This is a genomic window from Campylobacter sp. CNRCH_2007_0968H, from assembly GCF_025773245.1.
Taxonomy (GTDB): Bacteria; Campylobacterota; Campylobacteria; order Campylobacterales; family Campylobacteraceae; genus Campylobacter_D; species Campylobacter_D lari_D.
Map to the genome: position 1 here is coordinate 179,539 of NZ_JAKMTQ010000001.1, position 17,923 is coordinate 197,461.

Consider the following 17,923-nt stretch of genomic DNA (forward strand, 5'->3'; position numbering starts at 1 on the left):
TTTAAAATAAACCAAATTTACCATCTTTTTTCTTATATAGCACTCTCATTTTTGCATCTATGTCATTAAAAACTAAAAATATATCTTTACTTGCTTTTAATTTTTCCAACGCTTCTTCAATTTCCAAAGGCTTATATAGCTCAAGTTCTGTTGGAACTATCTCATCTTCCTCAATCAAGCTCGGTAATACTAAATTTTCTTTTATCTCATCTTGATGTTTATGGGTAATATTTTTATCATGCAATCTTCTTAAAACCTTAGAAATTCTATCAGTAGCTAAATCTATAGCAGCGTATAAGTCTTTATCTTTTTGCTTTACAACCACTGTATTAATACCGGCTAGATTAATGCTAAATTCAGCCCAAAATCCTTTCTTTCCATGCCTTTCATCAGCACTTATAACACAACGCGCAGAAATCACATCTAAGCCATATTTACTTAAAGCATCAAAGCTTTTTTCCACATACTCTTTTATAGACTCAGTTAGCTCAAATTGCTTTCCAACTATACTTGTATTCATTACTTCTCCTTTTTATGAAGTTAAATACATTATAGCACTTTAATCGTAAAAAAAATAACTTTTTAAATAAAAAATAAATTTAAAATTTTAAAGGATCTAGAATAAATACACCATCCTCTGAAAGTTTTTTACCTTGAAAGTGTGTTTTACAAAAAGAAACAATTAAAGCATGAAAAATTTGATAAAGCTCATATAATTTACATTCTTTTTTTAATAAAACACACAATTCTTGTTGATTTTTAGCTATGTCTTTTTTTAAAAAATCTGCCAACTCATCATAACTTTGACACTCATAGCCTAAATAATTAGCTATTTTTGCACTATAAGCATCAACTACTAAAACTTCTTTTTTGCATATATAATTTAAAATTCCATCAGCACTTTCTTGACCAAAACCCTTAATATCCAAAAGCCATTCTCTATCAACTTCTTCTTTAAAAAGCTCAAAAGAATTAAAATATTGAAAATATTTTTGAGTAAAATTTTTAATATATTTTGCCTTAGTATTATAAAATCCACTTGGCTTTATTAAAAACGCTAAATCTTGAGTATTTAAATTTGATAAATCTTCTATTTTAGTAATATTTGCTTGTTTTAAATTTATCAAAGCTTTCAATACATTTTTCCAGTTTGTATTTTGAGTTAAAACTACAGAAATTAAAATTTCAAACTCACTTAAAGTATTATTTTCTAGCCATTCAAAATCTTTATAATCAATATTTGCATTAACTAAAGCTTTAAAAATTTCATATCCACTCATGCTTTTTCACTCTTTCTTAAATGCATCAAAATAGCCTCAATTACATCATCATCGTCTTTACTTTTTGCTTTAATGACTTCTTTGCTCTCATCATCTTTTACAAAACAAATATTTTGTTCATAATTGCTCACTAATTTATAATGTTTGCTAGCTAAAATTTTTATGATGATTAAATCCAAAAACTGCTTTGTGAAGATATCAGGTCTTCCAAAACGATCATTCATCTCACTTTCTATCTCATAAACTTCATTAGCACTCATACACTTACTAAGTCTTCTGTAAAGTTCTAATCTCAAACGATCTTCGCTAATATACTCACTATTTAAAAAAGCATTGATATTAAGCTTTAGATCTATTTTTTTCTCTTTAATTTCTTCTTTTTTACTTAATTTATTAATCTCATCTTCTAACATTTTAAGATACAAGCTATAGCCAATTTGCTCTATATGCCCACTTTGATCTACGCCTAATAAATTTCCACCACCACGAATTTCTAAATCATGGTAAGCAAGCACGCTTCCTGAACCTAAATAAGAATTACTCTCTAAACTCGTAAGTCTTTTTAAAGAATCTTTTGTGATTTTTTCCTTATCTTCAATCAAAAAATAACAATATCCTTGCTTAGCACTACGCCCTACTCTTCCTCTAAGTTGGTGTAAATCAGCCATACCAAAGCGATCTGAATTTTCTACTATGATAGTGTTTGCATTTGCCAAATCAATACCACTTTCAACTATAGAAGTACAAAGCAATAAATCATATTCTTTATTTTCGAATTTAATCATTTCTTCTTCAGTAATTTTTGCATCAATTTTAGAATGCAAGATTAAAATTTTTAAATTTGGAAACAAATCTAAAAGATATTTTTTACACTCATCAATACTTGCTATATGATTGTGTATATAAAAAATCTGTCCTGCTCTTCTTAATTCTCTTGAAATAGCTTCTTTAATCAAAGCATCACTACTTTCTCTAACAAAGGTACGCACATCCAAACGATCCTCAGGTGGAGTTTGTAAAACACTATATGACTTTAAAGAGCTAAGAGCTTGATTTAAACTTCTTGGTATAGGCGTTGCCGACATAGATAGAATATGTGAATTTTTACTTAGTTCCTTGAGTTTTTCTTTTTGTTTTACACCAAATTTATGCTCCTCATCTATCACGACTAAACCCAAATTTTCACACTCAACCCCTAAAAGAGAATGCGTTCCAACCACTACACAAGGCTTATTTTCTTTTAAAAATGCTAAAACTTGTTTTTTTTCTTTAGCACTAGTAAAACGATCTAGCTTAAAAACCTCTATATCAAAAGAATCAAATCTTCGTTTTAAGGTTTTAAAATGCTGGGCTGAAAGCAAAGTAGTTGGCACAAAAAATAAAGCCGTATAACCACTTTTTACACAAGTAAATATAGCGTTCATAGCAACTTCTGTTTTACCAAAACCCACATCGCCACTTAAAAGCCTATCCATCACCTGCATACTTTTTAAATCTTGAGTGATTTCTTGACAAACTTGACTTTGATCTTTAGTGTAAAAAAATCCTGCCTTATTGATAAATTCATCTTGTAATTCTTGAGAAATTTTTAATTCTTTTGCTTTTATCAAAGCTCTAGCCGCTGCTAAAGAAACTATATTTGAAGCAATGGCAAATAATTTTTCTTTTAATCTTTCCTTGATTTTTAAAAAACTTCCTTTTCCAAGCTTATCAAGTAAAGGCACACCACCACTTACACCGATATATTTATCAATCATATATAAATTTTCAACAGGTAATAAAAGCTTATCGTTATTTAAATACCCAAGAGCGACAAATTCTTTTTTTGCTCCCGCTATTGCAATAATCTCAAGACCTAAAAATTTAGCTACACCATAATCTTCATGCACAACAAAATCCCCAACCCTAAGCTCATCTATTACCAAGCTTGCTTTTCTAACTCTTTTATTTTTTTCTTTTTTATTTAAAGATATGATAAGCTCATCTTGAGTACTTAAATTAATTCTTTCTTGGGATATTTTTAATTTAATATTTGAAAATTCTTGTAAATTTAAAGCTTTAAACAAAGCTTCATTTTTTGCTAAAATAGTAATTTTTTTATCTTTGTGAAAAGTGAAAAAATCATAATTATAAGAACTTACCAAATCTTTATAAAATTTTGGTTCAGATAAAATATTTTGATTGATTTTACTAATATCTTCTTCAAAATCATTTACATCAAATTTTTTTATACTTACAAAATTTAAATCTAAATAATCACAAAAATCATCAACACACCAAAAACCTAAAGAATTAACATCATTTATAATACTTTGGCTTTGGAAATTTTGAATTTTTTCTTGTAAATTTTCATATTGCTCTTGACTAAAAGCACTCAAAAAAGGACAAATTTCTATATTGGAGAGTTCAGTAGGGATTGATTTTTGTGTATGTATATCAAAATATCTTATACTTTCTATCTCATCTGAAAAAAGTAAAATTCTGAAAGGTTGTTCTTCATTAATCGCAAAAATATCTATAATATCCCCGCGTATTGAAATTTCACCCTTATCTTGAACTATATCTACAAACTCATATCCACTATGTAAAATTTCTTCTTTAAATTTCTCTAAAGCAAGAAGTGAATTTCTTTTAAGAATAATGTTTTTTAGATGCTTTTTACCTGGTAACTTTTGCAAAATTGTTTTTATAGGAGATATTAAAATTTTATTTTCATTTTCTTTATGATAAGCATTTAATACTTTACAAATTTCAAAAAGTTCTTTAGAAAAAGAGCGTAAACCGCTACCAAATTCTGCTCTAAAATCAGGTAAAATAAAAGTTTTTAATTTTAAAAATAAGCAAACTTGAGCTAATTCATCTGTTTCTTTATCATTCTCACAAATTATTAACTCAGTTTTATTACTTAATAAATATTCATATAATTTAGCTTGCATTTTCTGAATTTTCTATACTCACATCAATAGTTGCAAGCTCTTCTTCTTTTTCAATTATTTTACTACTTCCGTTAAATTTCCCACCATTTTCAATACTTAATTGTTTAACTATGATATTACCATTAAGCACACCGCCGGATAAAATTTCTAAAGAATCAACTTGCATTTCTCCCTCAAAAACTCCATTGATTACTATTTTACTTGCCTTAACTTGTCCTTTTAAAACACCACTTTTACCTATCACTATCACATTAGAAGAATTAATTACTCCTGTAATTTCTCCATCTAAATGAAGCATAGAATCAAAATAAAATTTTCCTTCTATTTTTGCTCCGTTTGAAATGACTGTAGTTTCGGATACTGCAGCAATAGAGCCTTTATTAAAGATTGCCATGGCACTCTCCTTTCTTTTTCAAAAATTTGTTCATAGTTTTTTCGGTTTAAATCTATAAAAATCTTAGGATCTAAAAGTTTATTAATAAATCTAACCTCATAATGCAAATGCGGGCCCGTAGAAAGACCTGTATTTCCCGTATAACCCAACAAATCACCTTTTTTTACAAATTGCCCTGCTTTGACAACATCCTGACGCGTCATATGTGCATAAACCGTTTTAAAACCAAAATTATGGATCAAAATCACTGAGTAACCATAACCATTATTGCTATATGCAGCGTATTCAACCACTCCATTTGCAGGCGCATAAATAGGAGTTTTTAAAGCTGCTCTTAAATCAATACCTGGATGAAATTCTTTTTTATTTAATATAGGATGATGGCGCCATCCGAAATTACCTGTGACTCCATTATCTTCTATCACATGACCATTTGGAATTTGTGTTAAAAATAAATAAGCTTGATCATTAGTAAGTTTGACTTTTTCTAATCTTTCTGGTATATCTAAACTTTCATCTTGTTTTAAGCCTAAATTATCCTCAATATCTGCAAGTTGGGTTTGGAGTTCATCATATAAGGCTGTTTTTTCTTCTAAACTTTTTTGCATACTCTCATTTTGAGAAAACAATTTAGTATTCTTTGAAGATAATATTTCTTGTTCTTTTAAAAGCTCTGAACGCTTATCTGCTAGATAATTAATATATAAAGCACCTAAAACTATAACAACAAAAACAAAAGTAGTAAAATAAATTATTACTTTTTTTTATAATCTGACTTAATAAAAAATGTCTAGAACCATTTACATCTGTAATAGTTAGCGTAAATTTATCTTTCATTATAGCCTCTTAAAAATTTTTCTACCAATACAAAAGAACCAAAAACTAAATATAACTCATCTTTTTTTATTTGTTCAAATTTTTGATAAACAATATCTAATTTTTCTAAATTTTCTAGCAAAACAGAACCCGCCAAAGGTCTATCTTTACTTTCATAATCATAAATTTCAACTATTTTTATTATAGGTTTTAAAACCTTTAAAATTTTATAAGAATCTTTATCTAAAAAGCAATTATAAACTAAATGAACTTTTTTTTCCTTGAAAATTTCAACTAAAGCTAAAGCCGCCATTTCATTATGTCCTACATCAATAAAAATATTTTGACTTATTTGCTCGCACCTTCCTTTTAAATCAAGTTTTGGTAGATTTTTGATACTTTGAATTAATTCTTTTTCATTTTTAGCACAAATTTTAGAAAAAGCTTCTAAAGCTAAAAAAAGATTATCTTTTAAAAAAGTTGCAAAACTGTGCTTTTGAATATATTCTTGCACATAAGGATTAATAAAATTATTTTTTTCTAGCAAACTAATACTTAAACTAGCTCGTTTTAAATTTGCTATTTTTTGAGCCAAATTTAATACTTTTGCTTCTTGCTTATGATTAATTAAAGCTCTGGCACTCATGGCTTTTAATTTTGTTCTTGCTATTTCTTCTAAATTTTTACCTAATAAATCTTGATGATCAAATCCTATTTTAGTAAAAATACTAAAATCTATTTCAAAAACACTTGTCGCATCATACTCCCCACCTACTCCGGCCTCTAAAATCACATAATCACAATCTTTAAAAATAAAAAAAGCTAAAAAAGTAGCGTATTCAAAATAACTAAGTTTTTTTACATCTTCCAAAAAAACACTTTCTAGTTTTTCATGCGCTTTTTCTAAAAGTTCATTGCTTGCAATTTTGCCATTTAACCAAAATCTTTCATTAAATTCAAAAATATGTGGACTTGTATAATGACCTACTTTATATCCTTGCTCTAAAAGTAAAAGCGCTAAAAATCTACCCGTACTTCCTTTACCATTAGTGCCAATAATTTGGATATTTTTAGTTTTTGGAATAAATTTTTTATACTTCTCATACATGCTAAACATAAAAAATCTACTAATTTTTTGCACATACATAGTTTTTTGTGAAAGTGTTTGTTGAAATTTCATGCTAAGCTTTTTGGATTAATTCTTTTAAAATATCACCATCTGGAAATTCTTTTTTTTCTATGTAAGAAGATGATAAAATAAGTTTAACTACTTCTTCTTTATAAATAAATTTATAATCATCTATAAGCTTTAAGGCTTTTTCTATAAAAATCTGAGCACTTTCTAAATTTTTACCTGGAAGTATAACCAAATAAGAACTTTCATCTAAAATCCAAATTTCACCCATATCTTTACATAAATCTTTAAGTATCTTTTTAAACTTTCCACTAATTGCCTTAAAACTATCAACACCATAAACATTAATAACATGCTCTATATTATTAATTTTAAAAAAACATAATGCATAATTAACAGCATAAAGCTTATAGTTTTCATCAAGTTTTTTAAGTTCTTGAGCAAGACTCCACTGCTCTCTTTGCTCATCATCACTTGTAGCTTGAATTTGAGTTTTAATTTGCGCTATTTGCTCGTTTGCATACAAAAGTTTATCTTTTAGTGTATCAAAATTAATTTGAACATTACCATTTTCATCTTTAGTTAAAGCATTAATAAATTTCACATCTTCTTGGCTGTTATCATAAAGCTTTGATACCATTTCATTTAAGCTTTCTAAGTGCTGATTAAAAAAAGAAAGGTTTTTTTGTATATAATATTTATCTGTTGCTTCTTTTTTTTGCAACATTAAATAATACTCATGTGCAAATTCTTTCCTGGCAATTAATTTAGGATTTTCTTTTAAATTTTGTTTAAACTGCTCAAGCTCTTTACTTGCTCCAAACAAAGACTCCAAAGAAGCTAGTAAAAGTTCAGCCTGCTTCTCATAAGATCTCTCCTTTAACATAACAATGAGTTTTTCAACTAAAGTGTGAAAATCCAAAAACGCTCGAATATTAAATTCTTCTAATTTTTTTAAAAGCTCATAATCCTCATAAGATTTTTCAAGCTCTCTCCATTTAGCCCTTAAAAGATATATGGTTTCTAAATCCATAGCTTGAGATAATCTGTGTTGAGTAATTTTTGCTAATTCTTTGATTTTTTTATCTTTGCTAATACTAAGCTGTTGCACAATCAAATCAAGCAAAGCATAAACATCTTCATATTTTCTACTTACTTGCCTATTAAGTCTAGAAACTAAAAACATCAAAAACTCATCAATAGTTCGAATGCTTTTTCCTTTTAGCTCTTGCTTATAAATATCATCTAAAAGATTAGTATATTTTTCTATCCTTGCTTTATTAAAACTCATCACTCCCGCTTTTTTAGCACATTCTTCAAATACCTCACTATAATTTTCAGGAGTTGGATGCAACTTACGCTCTTTTAATTTTATCAATGTTTCTTTTGCAATCTCATTGATATGACTTGCCATTTATTTATAACCCCTAATAGCTATGATAGAAACAAATTCATCAAAAGCTTCACTTGATGCATTTTTAATTGCTTCAAATCTAGCTTGATCGCTAATAATAGAATTTGGATTAATATCAAAATTATAACTTCCCTTGGTATTTACAACTTCTTCTTTACCATTTTTATAACGCATAAGAAATTCCAAGTAAAGCTCTGCTTTATAATTAACTACATAACCATTTCTATCATACACTATAGGATGAAATTCTAACTTTTTCATCGTAACTATAATAGAACTATCTGCATTATGCTCATCTGTGACTTTTCTGCCAAGCTTATTAAGCATAGCTTCTCTTAAAATATCTGTTATATAAACACTATTTTCGGGATCTTGTTTACTAATATTGATTTTCAAAAATACATTTTCACCCAAAACCCTACTTGCCATTTGAGATGATGGGATATATCCACAAGATATAATAAAAAAAGCAAAAAAAGATATTAAATATTTTTTCATTTAACCACCAAATTTACCAATTTCTTATCAATATAAATTTCTTTTACAATGGTTTTTCCTTCTAGCCATTTTGCAACATTTTCTTTAGCCAAAGCTAAAATCTCATCTTCTTTAGCCTCTGAATTTATTTCAATCTGTGCTCTTTTTTTACCATTAACACTAATAGCTATATTAAAACTATCTTTTACAAAAACTTCTTCTTTTATTTTTAATACTTTAAAATTTTCACATTTAAACAAATGCTCGCTAAGCTCAAAACAAACATGAGGGATAATAGGCTCTAAAATATTTAAAATAATATAAAAAGCTTCTTTTAAAACTTCTTTATGATTTATAGCATTTAAGGCATTTAAAGCTTCCATACATGCAGCTATTAAGGTATTAAAGGCAAAACTTTCTTCATAAACTTCAAAAGATTTTTTCAAAGCTTCATATACTTTTAATCTAGCATATTTTTCTTCTTTATTTAAACTTTGATGATCAATTTCTTGTAATTTTCCACATTCTAAACTCATAGCCTTTTCATAAAGCCTATTGATAAATTTAAACGCACCCTCTAGCGCACTATCGTTCCATTCAAGTTCTTTAGCAGGTGGTGCAGCAAACAATATAAACAATCTTGCACTATCTGCTCCATATTTTTCTATAATATAATCAGGATCAACTACATTACCCTTAGATTTACTCATCTTAGCACCATCTTTAGTGACCATTCCTTGGGTTAAAAGTCTATTAAAAGGCTCATCATCTTTTAAATAACCCAAATCTCTAAGTGCTTTTTGGAAAAATCTAGCATAGAGTAAATGCAATATCGCATGTTCAATCCCGCCAATATATTCATCAACATTCATCCAATAATTAACACTTTTTTCATCCACCGCTTTTTCTTGCCATGTTTTATCATCACTTGCAAAACGCGCAAAATACCAAGAACTTTCAAAGAAAGTATCTAAAGTATCGCTTTCTTTTTGTGCTTTTTTACCACATTTTGGACAAATGCACTCTTTCCATATTTCATGCTTATCAAGTGGATTTCCCTCTCCATTTATAATCACATCTTCAGGCAAGGTAATAGGTAAATTTTCTATTTTTTGAGGAACTATGCCACAAGAATTACACTTAATCATTGGTATAGGAGCACCCCAATATCTTTGTCTAGAAACACCCCAATCACGAATTTTAAAATTGGTAACCTTTTTACCAATACCCAAAGATTCAATTTTTAAACTAATTTTTTCTCTAGCATCATTACATTCTAATTGATCAAATTCGCCACTATTAGTTAAAACACCTTCTTTTAAAGTGTAGCATTGTGCATCATTTTCATCTTTATAAATTACTTTTTTTATAGCTAAATTATAAGTTTTTGCAAACTCATAATCTCTTTCATCATGAGCAGGCACACTCATAACAGCCCCACTACCATAATCACTTAAAACAAAATTAGCTACCCATAAAGGAATTTTTTCTTTACTTAGTGGATGGATTACATGAAGATTTAAAAAATATCCTTCTTTTGGCGCAGCTTGTCTTTGGCGGGGTGTTTGATTTTGTATATTTTGAATTTTTATAATAGTATCTTGATCTAGTAATTTTTTATCAATTAATTCGTTTACTATTTCATGATCAGGTGCTAAAGCAATATAAGACACTCCATAAATAGTCTCAGCTCTTGTTGTAAAAACATTGATCTTTTTTGCGCTGATTTTATCATTTTCTTCTATATCAAAATCAAAACTAAGCCCTGTGCTTTTACCTATCCAATTTTCTTGCATAGTCAAAACCTGACTTGGCCATTTTCCTTCTAATTTTTTAAGATCTTGCAATAATTCATCTGCATAAGCGGTAATTTTTACATAATATCCTGGCATTTTTTTTCTAATGACTTCATGTCCGCAACGCCAACATTTGCCATCTTCAACTTGCTCATTTGCCAAGACTGTTTTATCATTCTCACACCAATTAACTTCAGCTTCTTTAGTATAAACAAGTCCTTTTTCATACATTTTAATGAAAAATTCTTGCTCAAATTTAGTATATAAAGGATCAGAAGTAGCAAACATTCTTTTTTTAGAAAAGGAAAAGCCCAAAGAAGCAAGTTCATTTTGCATATAATCAATATTTTCATAAGTCCATTTCTTAGGATGAATACCGTGTTTTATCGCAGCATTTTCAGCAGGCATACCAAAACTATCAAAACCTATAGGATGTAAGACATTAAAACCTTTTTTTCTATAATATCTAGCCATAGCATCACCTATGCTATAGTTTCTCACATGCCCCATATGAATTCTACCACTTGGATATGGAAACATAGATAAAATGTATTTTTTTGGTAAAGAAAAATCATCTTTTGGCTCAAAATATTCTTTTTCTTGCCAAATTTTTTGCCATTTTTTTTCTATTTTACCTGCCTCATATGCCATTTTAACTCCTAATTTTCTTCTTGACTTTTTACTGAATCAACTATAACTAAAATCATTGAAAAGATATTAGCTATCAAAGCACCAATTGCTAAAGTATAAACCATAACATTAGCCTCTGGATTAATTTGTATTAAAGCAAAAGCTGGAATTAAATGCAAATCAGCCACTAAAGAACTAGCAAATAATTCAGCTGCTAAGAAATTTCTAACTCCGATTTTCAATAAAGTAGAAATTAAATTCACACAAGCTGCAATAAATAATGCAACTTCATTTTGATCATATAAAAATCCTGCGGTTGTAGTTAAGCTCATTAGAGCAAAAAAGATATAAATAACCTTACCCCAATTCATTTTTACACCGTTCCTTTTTCATACATCGCTCTTAATTTCTCTTTTTCTTGTTTTTTCTTTACTTTTTCTAATTCTTTTTGACGATACTGCGTAACACTAAATTTAAACCATAAAAGTGCTGGACTTGCTACAAATATAGAACTTGCAGTACCTGCTACAATACCCACTATCATAGTTAGAGCAAAACCTTCTATCATAGATCCACCAAAGAAATAAAGCACTACAACAGTAATCAAAGTTAATCCCGTTGTTAAGGTAGTTCTTGATAAAGTTGCAGAAACTGATTCATTGATAATTAAATCAAGTTTTGAATTTTTACTTGTTTTAACACCTTCTCTAATCCTATCAAAAATAATAATCGTATCATTTAAAGAATATCCAAGCACGGTTAAAACAGCCGCCAAAATATCTAAATTTACATCTATTTCAAATAATGCAATAGCGCCTAAAGTAATGACTATATCATGAATTTCACACACAATAGAAGCCATAGCAAAACGCCATTCAAATCTCACTGCTAAATAAATCAAAATAGCAATCAAAGAAATTCCAACCGCCATAAGACCTTTATTACGCAGTTCATCTCCTACTTTTGGACCTACTACATCCACACGGCGCACTTCAAATTTACCTGTATCTTTTAATAAATTTGCAATACTTACTCCAATGTCACTTCCCAAGCTATCGCTACTTCCTGAAAAACGAATAATCACTTCATTAGCACTACCAAATTCAGTAACGCTAGCACCTTTTAAATTTTCATTGATAGCTAAAGCTTTGCGAATTTCAGCCAAAGGAGCTTTTTGCTCGTATTGAAGTTGTACTAAAGTTCCACCGGTAAAATCAATACCAAAATTCAAACCCTTAGTAAAAAGGATAAAAATAGAACCAAAAAATAAAATAAAAGACAAAGAGATGGCTGCAAATCTCATTCTCATAAAATCATAAACATGTTTTTGACTAAAAAATTGCATTAAGGTCTCCTATATCCAAACCATAATCTTGTATTATTGCTTTTTTCCATACGGTTCATAAACATTTCAAACATACCATGAGTTCCAACAATAGAAGTAATCATCGAAACTAAAATCCCAATACTCAAAGTCACCGCAAAACCTTTTACCGCACCTGTTCCATAAGCATAAAGTACCACTGAAGTAATAAGCGAAGTAATGTTAGAATCTAAAATCGCGCTCATTGCATGCTTATAACCATTTTCAACACTTTGCCTTATGCTAGCACCTTCTCGCAATAACTCCCTAATTCTTTCATTAATAATAACATTAGAATCTACTGCCATACCCACAGTCAGTACAAGTCCTGCCATACCAGGTAAAGTTAAGGTTGCACCAAACATAGCCATTACAGCAATAATCACTAAAATATTTGCCACTAAAGCAATATTAGCAAAAATTCCTGCTATACCATAATACATCACCATAAATGCAATAACTAATATAGAAGCACCTGCTAGGGCTATCATACTCATTTTAATACTATCAGCACCCAAAGATGGTCCAACACTTCTTTTTTCAAGCATTTTAACCGGTGCTAAAAGCGCTCCACTTCTTAAAGCAATGGCCACATCATGAGCTTCTTCTACAGTAAAGCTACCACTAATTTGGCCACTACCTCCACCTATTCTTTCATTAATTCTTGGAGCTGAATATACTTTATTATCTAAAACTATAGCTAAGCGTTTACCTACATTATTTCCTGTATAGTCTCCAAATTTTTTAGCACCTTCTGAATTTAAGGTAAAATTAATAACAGGAAGATTATTACTTTGTGCAAAACCTACTTTTGCATCTGTTAGCATAGAACCATCAAGAATAGGTATAGATTTTACTAGATATTTAATTTGAGGATTTTTTGCATCTTCAAAAATTAAATCTCCATATTCAGCAGCCTGAGCTGGAGTAAGATTATTTACCTGATCCATTCTAACATCATCTACTTCCATTAATTGCAAATGTGCAGCTTTTGCAATAAGTTCTCTAGCTCTAGCCTCATCTGCAGCAGTTTTAATACCTGGAAGTTCGACTAAAATTTTATCCTCACCTGATCTTGCTACATTTGGCTCTGCAAGACCAAATTGATCAAGTCTATTTCTAATTGTTTCTACAGCTTGCAAAATAGCTTGCTCATGAGTTAATTTAATTTCTTCTTGGGTTAAAGAAAGTGTGTAGTGTAAATTTTCGTGTGTAATAGCCAAGCCTTTAATGTCTTTTAACAACAAATCAACCTTAGCTACATCATTTTCATCCAATAAACTAAATTCAATACTAGTATCATTTACTTTGATTTTATCAACAATAATATCTTCTTTATTGATAGAATAACTAAGAGAAGAGGCTATGGATTTAACCTTTGACTTAACTGCCTCTTCCACTTCTACACCTAATAACATATGCAAACCACCTTGCAAATCAAGTCCTAGGTTAATCTTAGCACCACTTTGGGTTTGCATAAAAGAAGGTATAGAAAAAACAAGCCCTATAAGAAAAACTACAAAGAAAATAATACTTCTATAAGTAATTTTTCCACTACACATCAATTTTCTTTGCTATAAAATCTCTAGAAATTTTTACAACTACATTTTCATCATTAAGCTTAACTTTGATAAAATCCTCTTCTGGTTTTACCACCTCGCAAATTATCCCACCATTTGTGATGATTTTATCTCCTTTTTCTAAAGATGAAACCATCAATTTATGGTCTTTTGCTTGTTTTTGTTGTGGTCTAATAACCAAAAAATAAAAAATCGCAAAAAGCACAATGAGAGGCAACAATGAAGTCCAAATATTTCCGTTTTCTGCCATTTCTTCCCCTTTTTTTTAAGTTCATAAATTCTAATTCTACCACTTTTAAAATAATAAAAGCCTTTTTTTCTGCACTTTTATTGTCAAATTTTATTTATTTTTCTTTTTTTGAAAATTTACTTTTCGAATTTATCTCACCATTTTTAAGCATATATGGTTTAATTTTATTACTAAGAAACAAAAGTAAAGCAGGATATTTTTACACCGGTTTTTTTATAGGAATTTTGTGGTTTTGGTGGATAGGTTTATCATCAATTTATTTTAATTTAGCTTATTTAATTCCTTTAGAAATTATCTTAATTGGATTAATTTATGGATTTTTGTTTTTTATATGTTTTTTTCTTAAATATGATTTTTTAAGGCTTTGTGGAATTTTTTTACTTTGTTTTATTCATCCTTTTGGCTTTGATTGGCTAAATTGGGGTGTTTTAAGTGTATATGGAATCTTTGATGCAAGTTACCAAGGTATTATAGCTATGTTTTTGATTGCTTATTTTTATTATGAAAAATATATTTCAAGATATTATAAAATAGCAATTATTCTAATCCTTATTCTAATCGGAGCTCAATATAATCAAAAACAATCACAAACACTAAATTTAGACTATAAATTAATCCAAACTAATATCTCTCAAGATCAAAAATTCATACAAGAAAATTTACAAACTCATTCTAAAGATATATTTTACCAAATCAACAAGGCTATAAAAGAAGGTAAAGAAGCAATTATTTTTCCTGAAACTGCTTTTGCTTTTGCATTAAATAAAGCACCAAGTTATTTACAAGTCTTAAAAGATTTATCAAAACAAATCATCATCATTGCAGGTGCTATAAGCACTACACCTAATCATCTATACAATAGTACTTATGTATTTAATAATGGCAACATACAAGTTTTTAACAAACATTATCTTGTACCTTTTGGAGAAGAAATTCCTATATTTAAAAACTTTTTTAAAAAATATCTTTTAAATATTGATGAATTTTCAAAAGGAAAAGAATTAAATCAATACACTCTAAATAATCAGCTCATCACTAATGCTATCTGCTTTGAAGCTACAAAAGAAAAACTTTACAAACACTCAAAAATCATCATCGCTATTTCAAACAATGCTTGGTTTAATTTTTCAAGTGAGTATAAATTACAAAATTTTCTAATGCGTTTTTATGCAAATAATTATAATGTAAGTATATATCATGCAGTTAATGGAAAAGAAAATGCAGTAATTAAGCCAAAAGAAGTATTGATTTTAAAGATAAAAGAAAAATTTTTAAAGCAAAATGAAGCTTAAAAGCTTCATTTTATAATGCCTTAAATTCATCAAGTGCGTCTAATTTTTCCCAAGGATAATCAGCTTGACCCACTTGACCACGAGCAGCTACATCAGTATACATGAAAGTATCTTTACTTGGTTTATCAAGATTGAATTTATTTTTAATCCAATTTGGAGTTAATGGGAAAGTTTTCATCACAAAATCACTTAAAATATCATCATTTAATCTTGTATTTGTTCCCATGCAATCCACACTTACAGAAGTTGGTTTAGCCACACCTATAGCATAAGAAAGTTGTACTATACATTTTTTAGCAAGCCCTGCTGCTACGATATTTTTAGCAAGCCATCTTGCAGCATAAAGCCCACTTCTATCAACCTTAGTATAGTCTTTAGAAGATTGTGCACCACCTCCTATTGGAGCATAGCCACCAAAGCTATCTACTATAAGTTTTCTTCCTGTTAAACCACTATCATGCAATGAGCTGTGATTTACATATTTTCCCGTTGGGTTGATTAAAATTCTTGTTTTTTCTGGGCAAAAAAGCTCTTTTGGTAAATTTGAATCCAAAATCAAATCCATTACCAAAGCTCTTAAATCTTCTATTTTCATACTTTCAACACAAGGAGCTGAAACTACAATAGTATGGATACTTTGAGGTTTGCAATTTTCAAAATTTTCTTTATTTGCATAATCAATTGTAACTTGAGTTTTAATATCTACTCCAAGTTTATCAGGATTGTTTTTTGCAAACTCATATACTTTATCACAAAGCATTCTAGCATAAGAAATAGCTGCTGGCATATATTCTTTTGCTTCATTGCTTGCAAAACCAAACATTATACCTTGATCACCTGCTCCAATCTCTCCATCTTCTTGATCAACACCTTGATTGATGTCAGGACTTTGCTCATTTAAAAATACCATTACATCTAAATCATCAGGGTGTAAACATTGTTTTTTGCTAAAATGCGGATTTCCATTGTAACCAATATCTGCTAGAGCTTTTTTTACAATATTTTCATAATCTTGTTTTTCTAGTTTATATTTTGATTTAATCTCACCACCAATTACTACTTTATTTCCTGCTACAAAAACCTCACTAGCAACCCTTGAGTCTTTATCATGAGTTAAAAAGGCATCAACTATAGAATCAGCTATAATATCAGCACATTTATCAGGATGTCCTGCACTAACAACTTCAGAAGTAAATAAATACATATTTTATATTCCTTATCATAAAAAATTCTAGCTTTATTTTAACACAAGCTAACTTAAAAATCAAAAAGCTTATTTAAGCTTTACTTTGCTAGAATAAATTTAAATTTATCACTACAAAAAAGGTAAGAAATGAGTTTATTTTCTTATGCAATCAAACGCTATAAAGATGGAAATCTTATTTTACAAATTTGCATAGGTATTGTTTTAGGAATTTTAGTAGGTATTTTTTCTAAAGATTTAGCTATTTTTGCAAATATTTTTGGTGCTTTATTTACAGGAGCTTTAAAAGCTATAGCACCAATTTTAGTTTTTATTTTAATTTTAACAACCATTTGCACAAAAGAATTTAATCATGGAAGTGAGAAAATAAAACACATTATTTTCTTGTATATTTTTGGAACCTTTTTAGCTTCTTTAAGCGCAGTTAGTATAAGTTTTATCTTTCCTGTAGAATTAGTATTAACCGATGTTGAAAAAGCTTCCACTACAAGCCCTGCGCATATAGGCGAAGTATTTAAAACCTTACTTTTTCAAGTAGTAGATAATCCTATCCACGCTTTATCTTCAGGAAATTATTTAAGCATATTAGCTTGGGCTATTGGTGGAGGTTTTGCTCTAAGACATTGCTCTAATGATGCAAAACAACTTTTTACTGATATAAACGAGGGTGTATTAAAAATCGTTAAATTTATAGTCAAGCTTGCTCCTTTTGGAATTTTTGGACTTGTGGCTAATTCAGTTGCTCAAACAGGAGCAGCAGGACTTTTAAGTTATATTAAATTATTAATAATTTTAGTTTTGACTATGTTTTTTGTAGCTTTTGTGATTAATGCTTTAATTGTCTTTGCTTATACGAAGAAAAATCCTTATCCTTTGATTTTTATTTGCTTAAAACATAGTGCTGTTTTTGCATTTTTTACAAGAAGTTCTGCAGCAAACATCCCTGTAAATATGGCACTTTGCTCTAAATTAAATATCAACAATAATCTATATAGCATTTCTATTCCACTAGGAGCTACGATTAATATGGCAGGGGCAGCTGTAACTATAGCTATACTAAGTCTTGCAGCAGCTCATACAGTAGGTATTGAAATAAATTTTTTACAAGCTATGCTTTTGAGTGTATTAGCTGCATTTGCAGCTTGTGGAGCTAGTGGGGTTGCCGGAGGTTCGCTTTTACTCATACCACTTGCTTGCTCTTTGTTTAATATTGATTATGACATAGCTATGCAAGTAGTTGCGGTTGGATTTATCATAGGGGTTATTCAAGATAGCGTTGAAACAGCTTTAAATAGTTCAACAGATGTTTTATTTAGTGCTATTTGTTCAGATAATGAGCTTAATTTAAAAATTTAA

Annotated in this window: 15 protein-coding genes and 1 pseudogene; 2 read left to right on the forward strand and 14 right to left on the reverse strand. The window is 29.0% G+C overall.

The features are described 5' to 3' along the window. Position 1: 1 nt before the first annotated feature. The 13 genes and pseudogenes from hpf to yajC form a co-directional block, all read right to left on the reverse strand. Entirely contained in the window at positions 2 to 520 is a 519-nt protein-coding gene (gene hpf, locus L8Y18_RS00955; RefSeq protein WP_220566860.1) for a ribosome hibernation-promoting factor, HPF/YfiA family, read from the reverse strand. Between the two features lie 79 nt (positions 521 to 599). Further along, entirely contained in the window at positions 600 to 1,280 is a 681-nt protein-coding gene (locus L8Y18_RS00960; RefSeq protein ID WP_263664382.1) for an endonuclease III domain-containing protein, read from the reverse strand. Beyond that, positions 1,277 to 4,216, reverse strand: a complete 2,940-nt coding sequence (locus L8Y18_RS00965) for a DEAD/DEAH box helicase (protein WP_263676079.1) — start codon at positions 4,214 to 4,216, stop codon at positions 1,277 to 1,279. Before L8Y18_RS00965 ends, L8Y18_RS00960 begins: the two co-directional genes overlap by 4 nt. Then, positions 4,206 to 4,610, reverse strand: coding sequence for a bactofilin family protein (locus L8Y18_RS00970; RefSeq protein WP_263660127.1), 405 nt, complete (start codon positions 4,608 to 4,610; stop codon positions 4,206 to 4,208). The genes L8Y18_RS00965 and L8Y18_RS00970 overlap by 11 nt, the downstream gene beginning before the upstream one ends. Continuing rightward, positions 4,538 to 5,450 (reverse strand): annotated as a pseudogene (locus L8Y18_RS00975) (M23 family metallopeptidase). Before L8Y18_RS00975 ends, L8Y18_RS00970 begins: the two are co-directional and overlap by 73 nt. Next, a complete protein-coding gene (locus tag L8Y18_RS00980) occupies positions 5,437 to 6,606 on the reverse strand; it encodes a Mur ligase family protein (protein WP_263676081.1) in 1,170 nt (389 codons plus the stop codon). The pseudogene L8Y18_RS00975 and the gene L8Y18_RS00980 overlap by 14 nt, the downstream one beginning before the upstream one ends. A 1-nt stretch (position 6,607) precedes the next feature. After that, positions 6,608 to 7,975 (reverse strand): hypothetical protein, encoded by a 1,368-nt coding sequence (locus tag L8Y18_RS00985; RefSeq protein WP_133318710.1) that lies wholly within the window; start codon positions 7,973 to 7,975, stop codon positions 6,608 to 6,610. After that, positions 7,976 to 8,473 carry an LPS assembly lipoprotein LptE gene (gene lptE, locus L8Y18_RS00990; protein ID WP_263665249.1) on the reverse strand — a complete coding sequence of 166 codons (498 nt, stop codon included), beginning with the start codon at positions 8,471 to 8,473 and terminating at the stop codon, positions 7,976 to 7,978. After that, positions 8,470 to 10,899, reverse strand: coding sequence for a leucine--tRNA ligase (gene leuS, locus L8Y18_RS00995; RefSeq protein WP_263661829.1), 2,430 nt, complete (start codon positions 10,897 to 10,899; stop codon positions 8,470 to 8,472). The genes lptE and leuS overlap by 4 nt, the downstream gene beginning before the upstream one ends. Before the next feature lie 8 nt (positions 10,900 to 10,907). Next, positions 10,908 to 11,249: a DUF6394 family protein gene (locus L8Y18_RS01000; protein WP_133318707.1), complete on the reverse strand. Its 342-nt coding sequence runs from the start codon at positions 11,247 to 11,249 to the stop codon at positions 10,908 to 10,910. A gap of 2 nt (positions 11,250 to 11,251) precedes the next feature. Then, a complete protein-coding gene (secF, locus tag L8Y18_RS01005; protein WP_133318706.1) occupies positions 11,252 to 12,223 on the reverse strand; it encodes a protein translocase subunit SecF in 972 nt (323 codons plus the stop codon). After that, on the reverse strand, positions 12,223 to 13,803 hold the full coding sequence (gene secD, locus L8Y18_RS01010; protein WP_263676083.1) for a protein translocase subunit SecD: 1,581 nt from the start codon (positions 13,801 to 13,803) through the stop codon (positions 12,223 to 12,225). Before secD ends, secF begins: the two co-directional genes overlap by 1 nt. Continuing rightward, a complete protein-coding gene (yajC, locus tag L8Y18_RS01015) occupies positions 13,796 to 14,071 on the reverse strand; it encodes a preprotein translocase subunit YajC (RefSeq protein WP_263664378.1) in 276 nt (91 codons plus the stop codon). The genes secD and yajC overlap by 8 nt, the downstream gene beginning before the upstream one ends. Between yajC and L8Y18_RS01020 the strand changes: the two genes are divergently transcribed. Further along, positions 14,041 to 15,363, forward strand: a complete 1,323-nt coding sequence (locus tag L8Y18_RS01020) for an apolipoprotein N-acyltransferase (RefSeq protein ID WP_263664377.1) — start codon at positions 14,041 to 14,043, stop codon at positions 15,361 to 15,363. The two genes, yajC and L8Y18_RS01020, sit on opposite strands and share 31 nt — an antisense overlap. Before the next feature lie 10 nt (positions 15,364 to 15,373). Here L8Y18_RS01020 and metK read toward each other — a convergent pair whose 3' ends face one another. Then, positions 15,374 to 16,567 carry a methionine adenosyltransferase gene (gene metK / locus L8Y18_RS01025; protein ID WP_263676085.1) on the reverse strand — a complete coding sequence of 398 codons (1,194 nt, stop codon included), beginning with the start codon at positions 16,565 to 16,567 and terminating at the stop codon, positions 15,374 to 15,376. A 129-nt stretch (positions 16,568 to 16,696) separates the two neighbouring features. Between metK and sstT the strand changes: the two genes are divergently transcribed. Continuing rightward, positions 16,697 to 17,923: a serine/threonine transporter SstT gene (gene sstT, locus L8Y18_RS01030; RefSeq protein ID WP_263676086.1), complete on the forward strand. Its 1,227-nt coding sequence runs from the start codon at positions 16,697 to 16,699 to the stop codon at positions 17,921 to 17,923.

Excerpts from the sequence above, each read along its gene's own strand:
- yajC (WP_263664378.1), bottom strand. The coding sequence starts at position 14,071 with ATGGCAGAAAACGGAAATATTTGGACTTCATTGTTGCCTCTCATTGTG.
- hpf (WP_220566860.1), bottom strand. The coding sequence starts at position 520 with ATGAATACAAGTATAGTTGGAAAGCAATTTGAGCTAACTGAGTCTATA.
- L8Y18_RS00985 (WP_133318710.1), bottom strand. The coding sequence starts at position 7,975 with ATGGCAAGTCATATCAATGAGATTGCAAAAGAAACATTGATAAAATTA.
- L8Y18_RS00970 (WP_263660127.1), bottom strand. The coding sequence starts at position 4,610 with ATGGCAATCTTTAATAAAGGCTCTATTGCTGCAGTATCCGAAACTACA.
- L8Y18_RS01000 (WP_133318707.1), bottom strand. The coding sequence starts at position 11,249 with ATGAATTGGGGTAAGGTTATTTATATCTTTTTTGCTCTAATGAGCTTA.
- L8Y18_RS00965 (WP_263676079.1), bottom strand. The coding sequence starts at position 4,216 with ATGCAAGCTAAATTATATGAATATTTATTAAGTAATAAAACTGAGTTA.
- L8Y18_RS00960 (WP_263664382.1), bottom strand. The coding sequence starts at position 1,280 with ATGAGTGGATATGAAATTTTTAAAGCTTTAGTTAATGCAAATATTGAT.
- secF (WP_133318706.1), bottom strand. The coding sequence starts at position 12,223 with ATGCAATTTTTTAGTCAAAAACATGTTTATGATTTTATGAGAATGAGA.
- sstT (WP_263676086.1), top strand. The coding sequence starts at position 16,697 with ATGAGTTTATTTTCTTATGCAATCAAACGCTATAAAGATGGAAATCTT.
- metK (WP_263676085.1), bottom strand. The coding sequence starts at position 16,567 with ATGTATTTATTTACTTCTGAAGTTGTTAGTGCAGGACATCCTGATAAA.
- lptE (WP_263665249.1), bottom strand. The coding sequence starts at position 8,473 with ATGAAAAAATATTTAATATCTTTTTTTGCTTTTTTTATTATATCTTGT.
- secD (WP_263676083.1), bottom strand. The coding sequence starts at position 13,803 with ATGTGTAGTGGAAAAATTACTTATAGAAGTATTATTTTCTTTGTAGTT.
- L8Y18_RS00980 (WP_263676081.1), bottom strand. The coding sequence starts at position 6,606 with ATGAAATTTCAACAAACACTTTCACAAAAAACTATGTATGTGCAAAAA.
- leuS (WP_263661829.1), bottom strand. The coding sequence starts at position 10,899 with ATGGCATATGAGGCAGGTAAAATAGAAAAAAAATGGCAAAAAATTTGG.
- L8Y18_RS01020 (WP_263664377.1), top strand. The coding sequence starts at position 14,041 with ATGAAGTCCAAATATTTCCGTTTTCTGCCATTTCTTCCCCTTTTTTTT.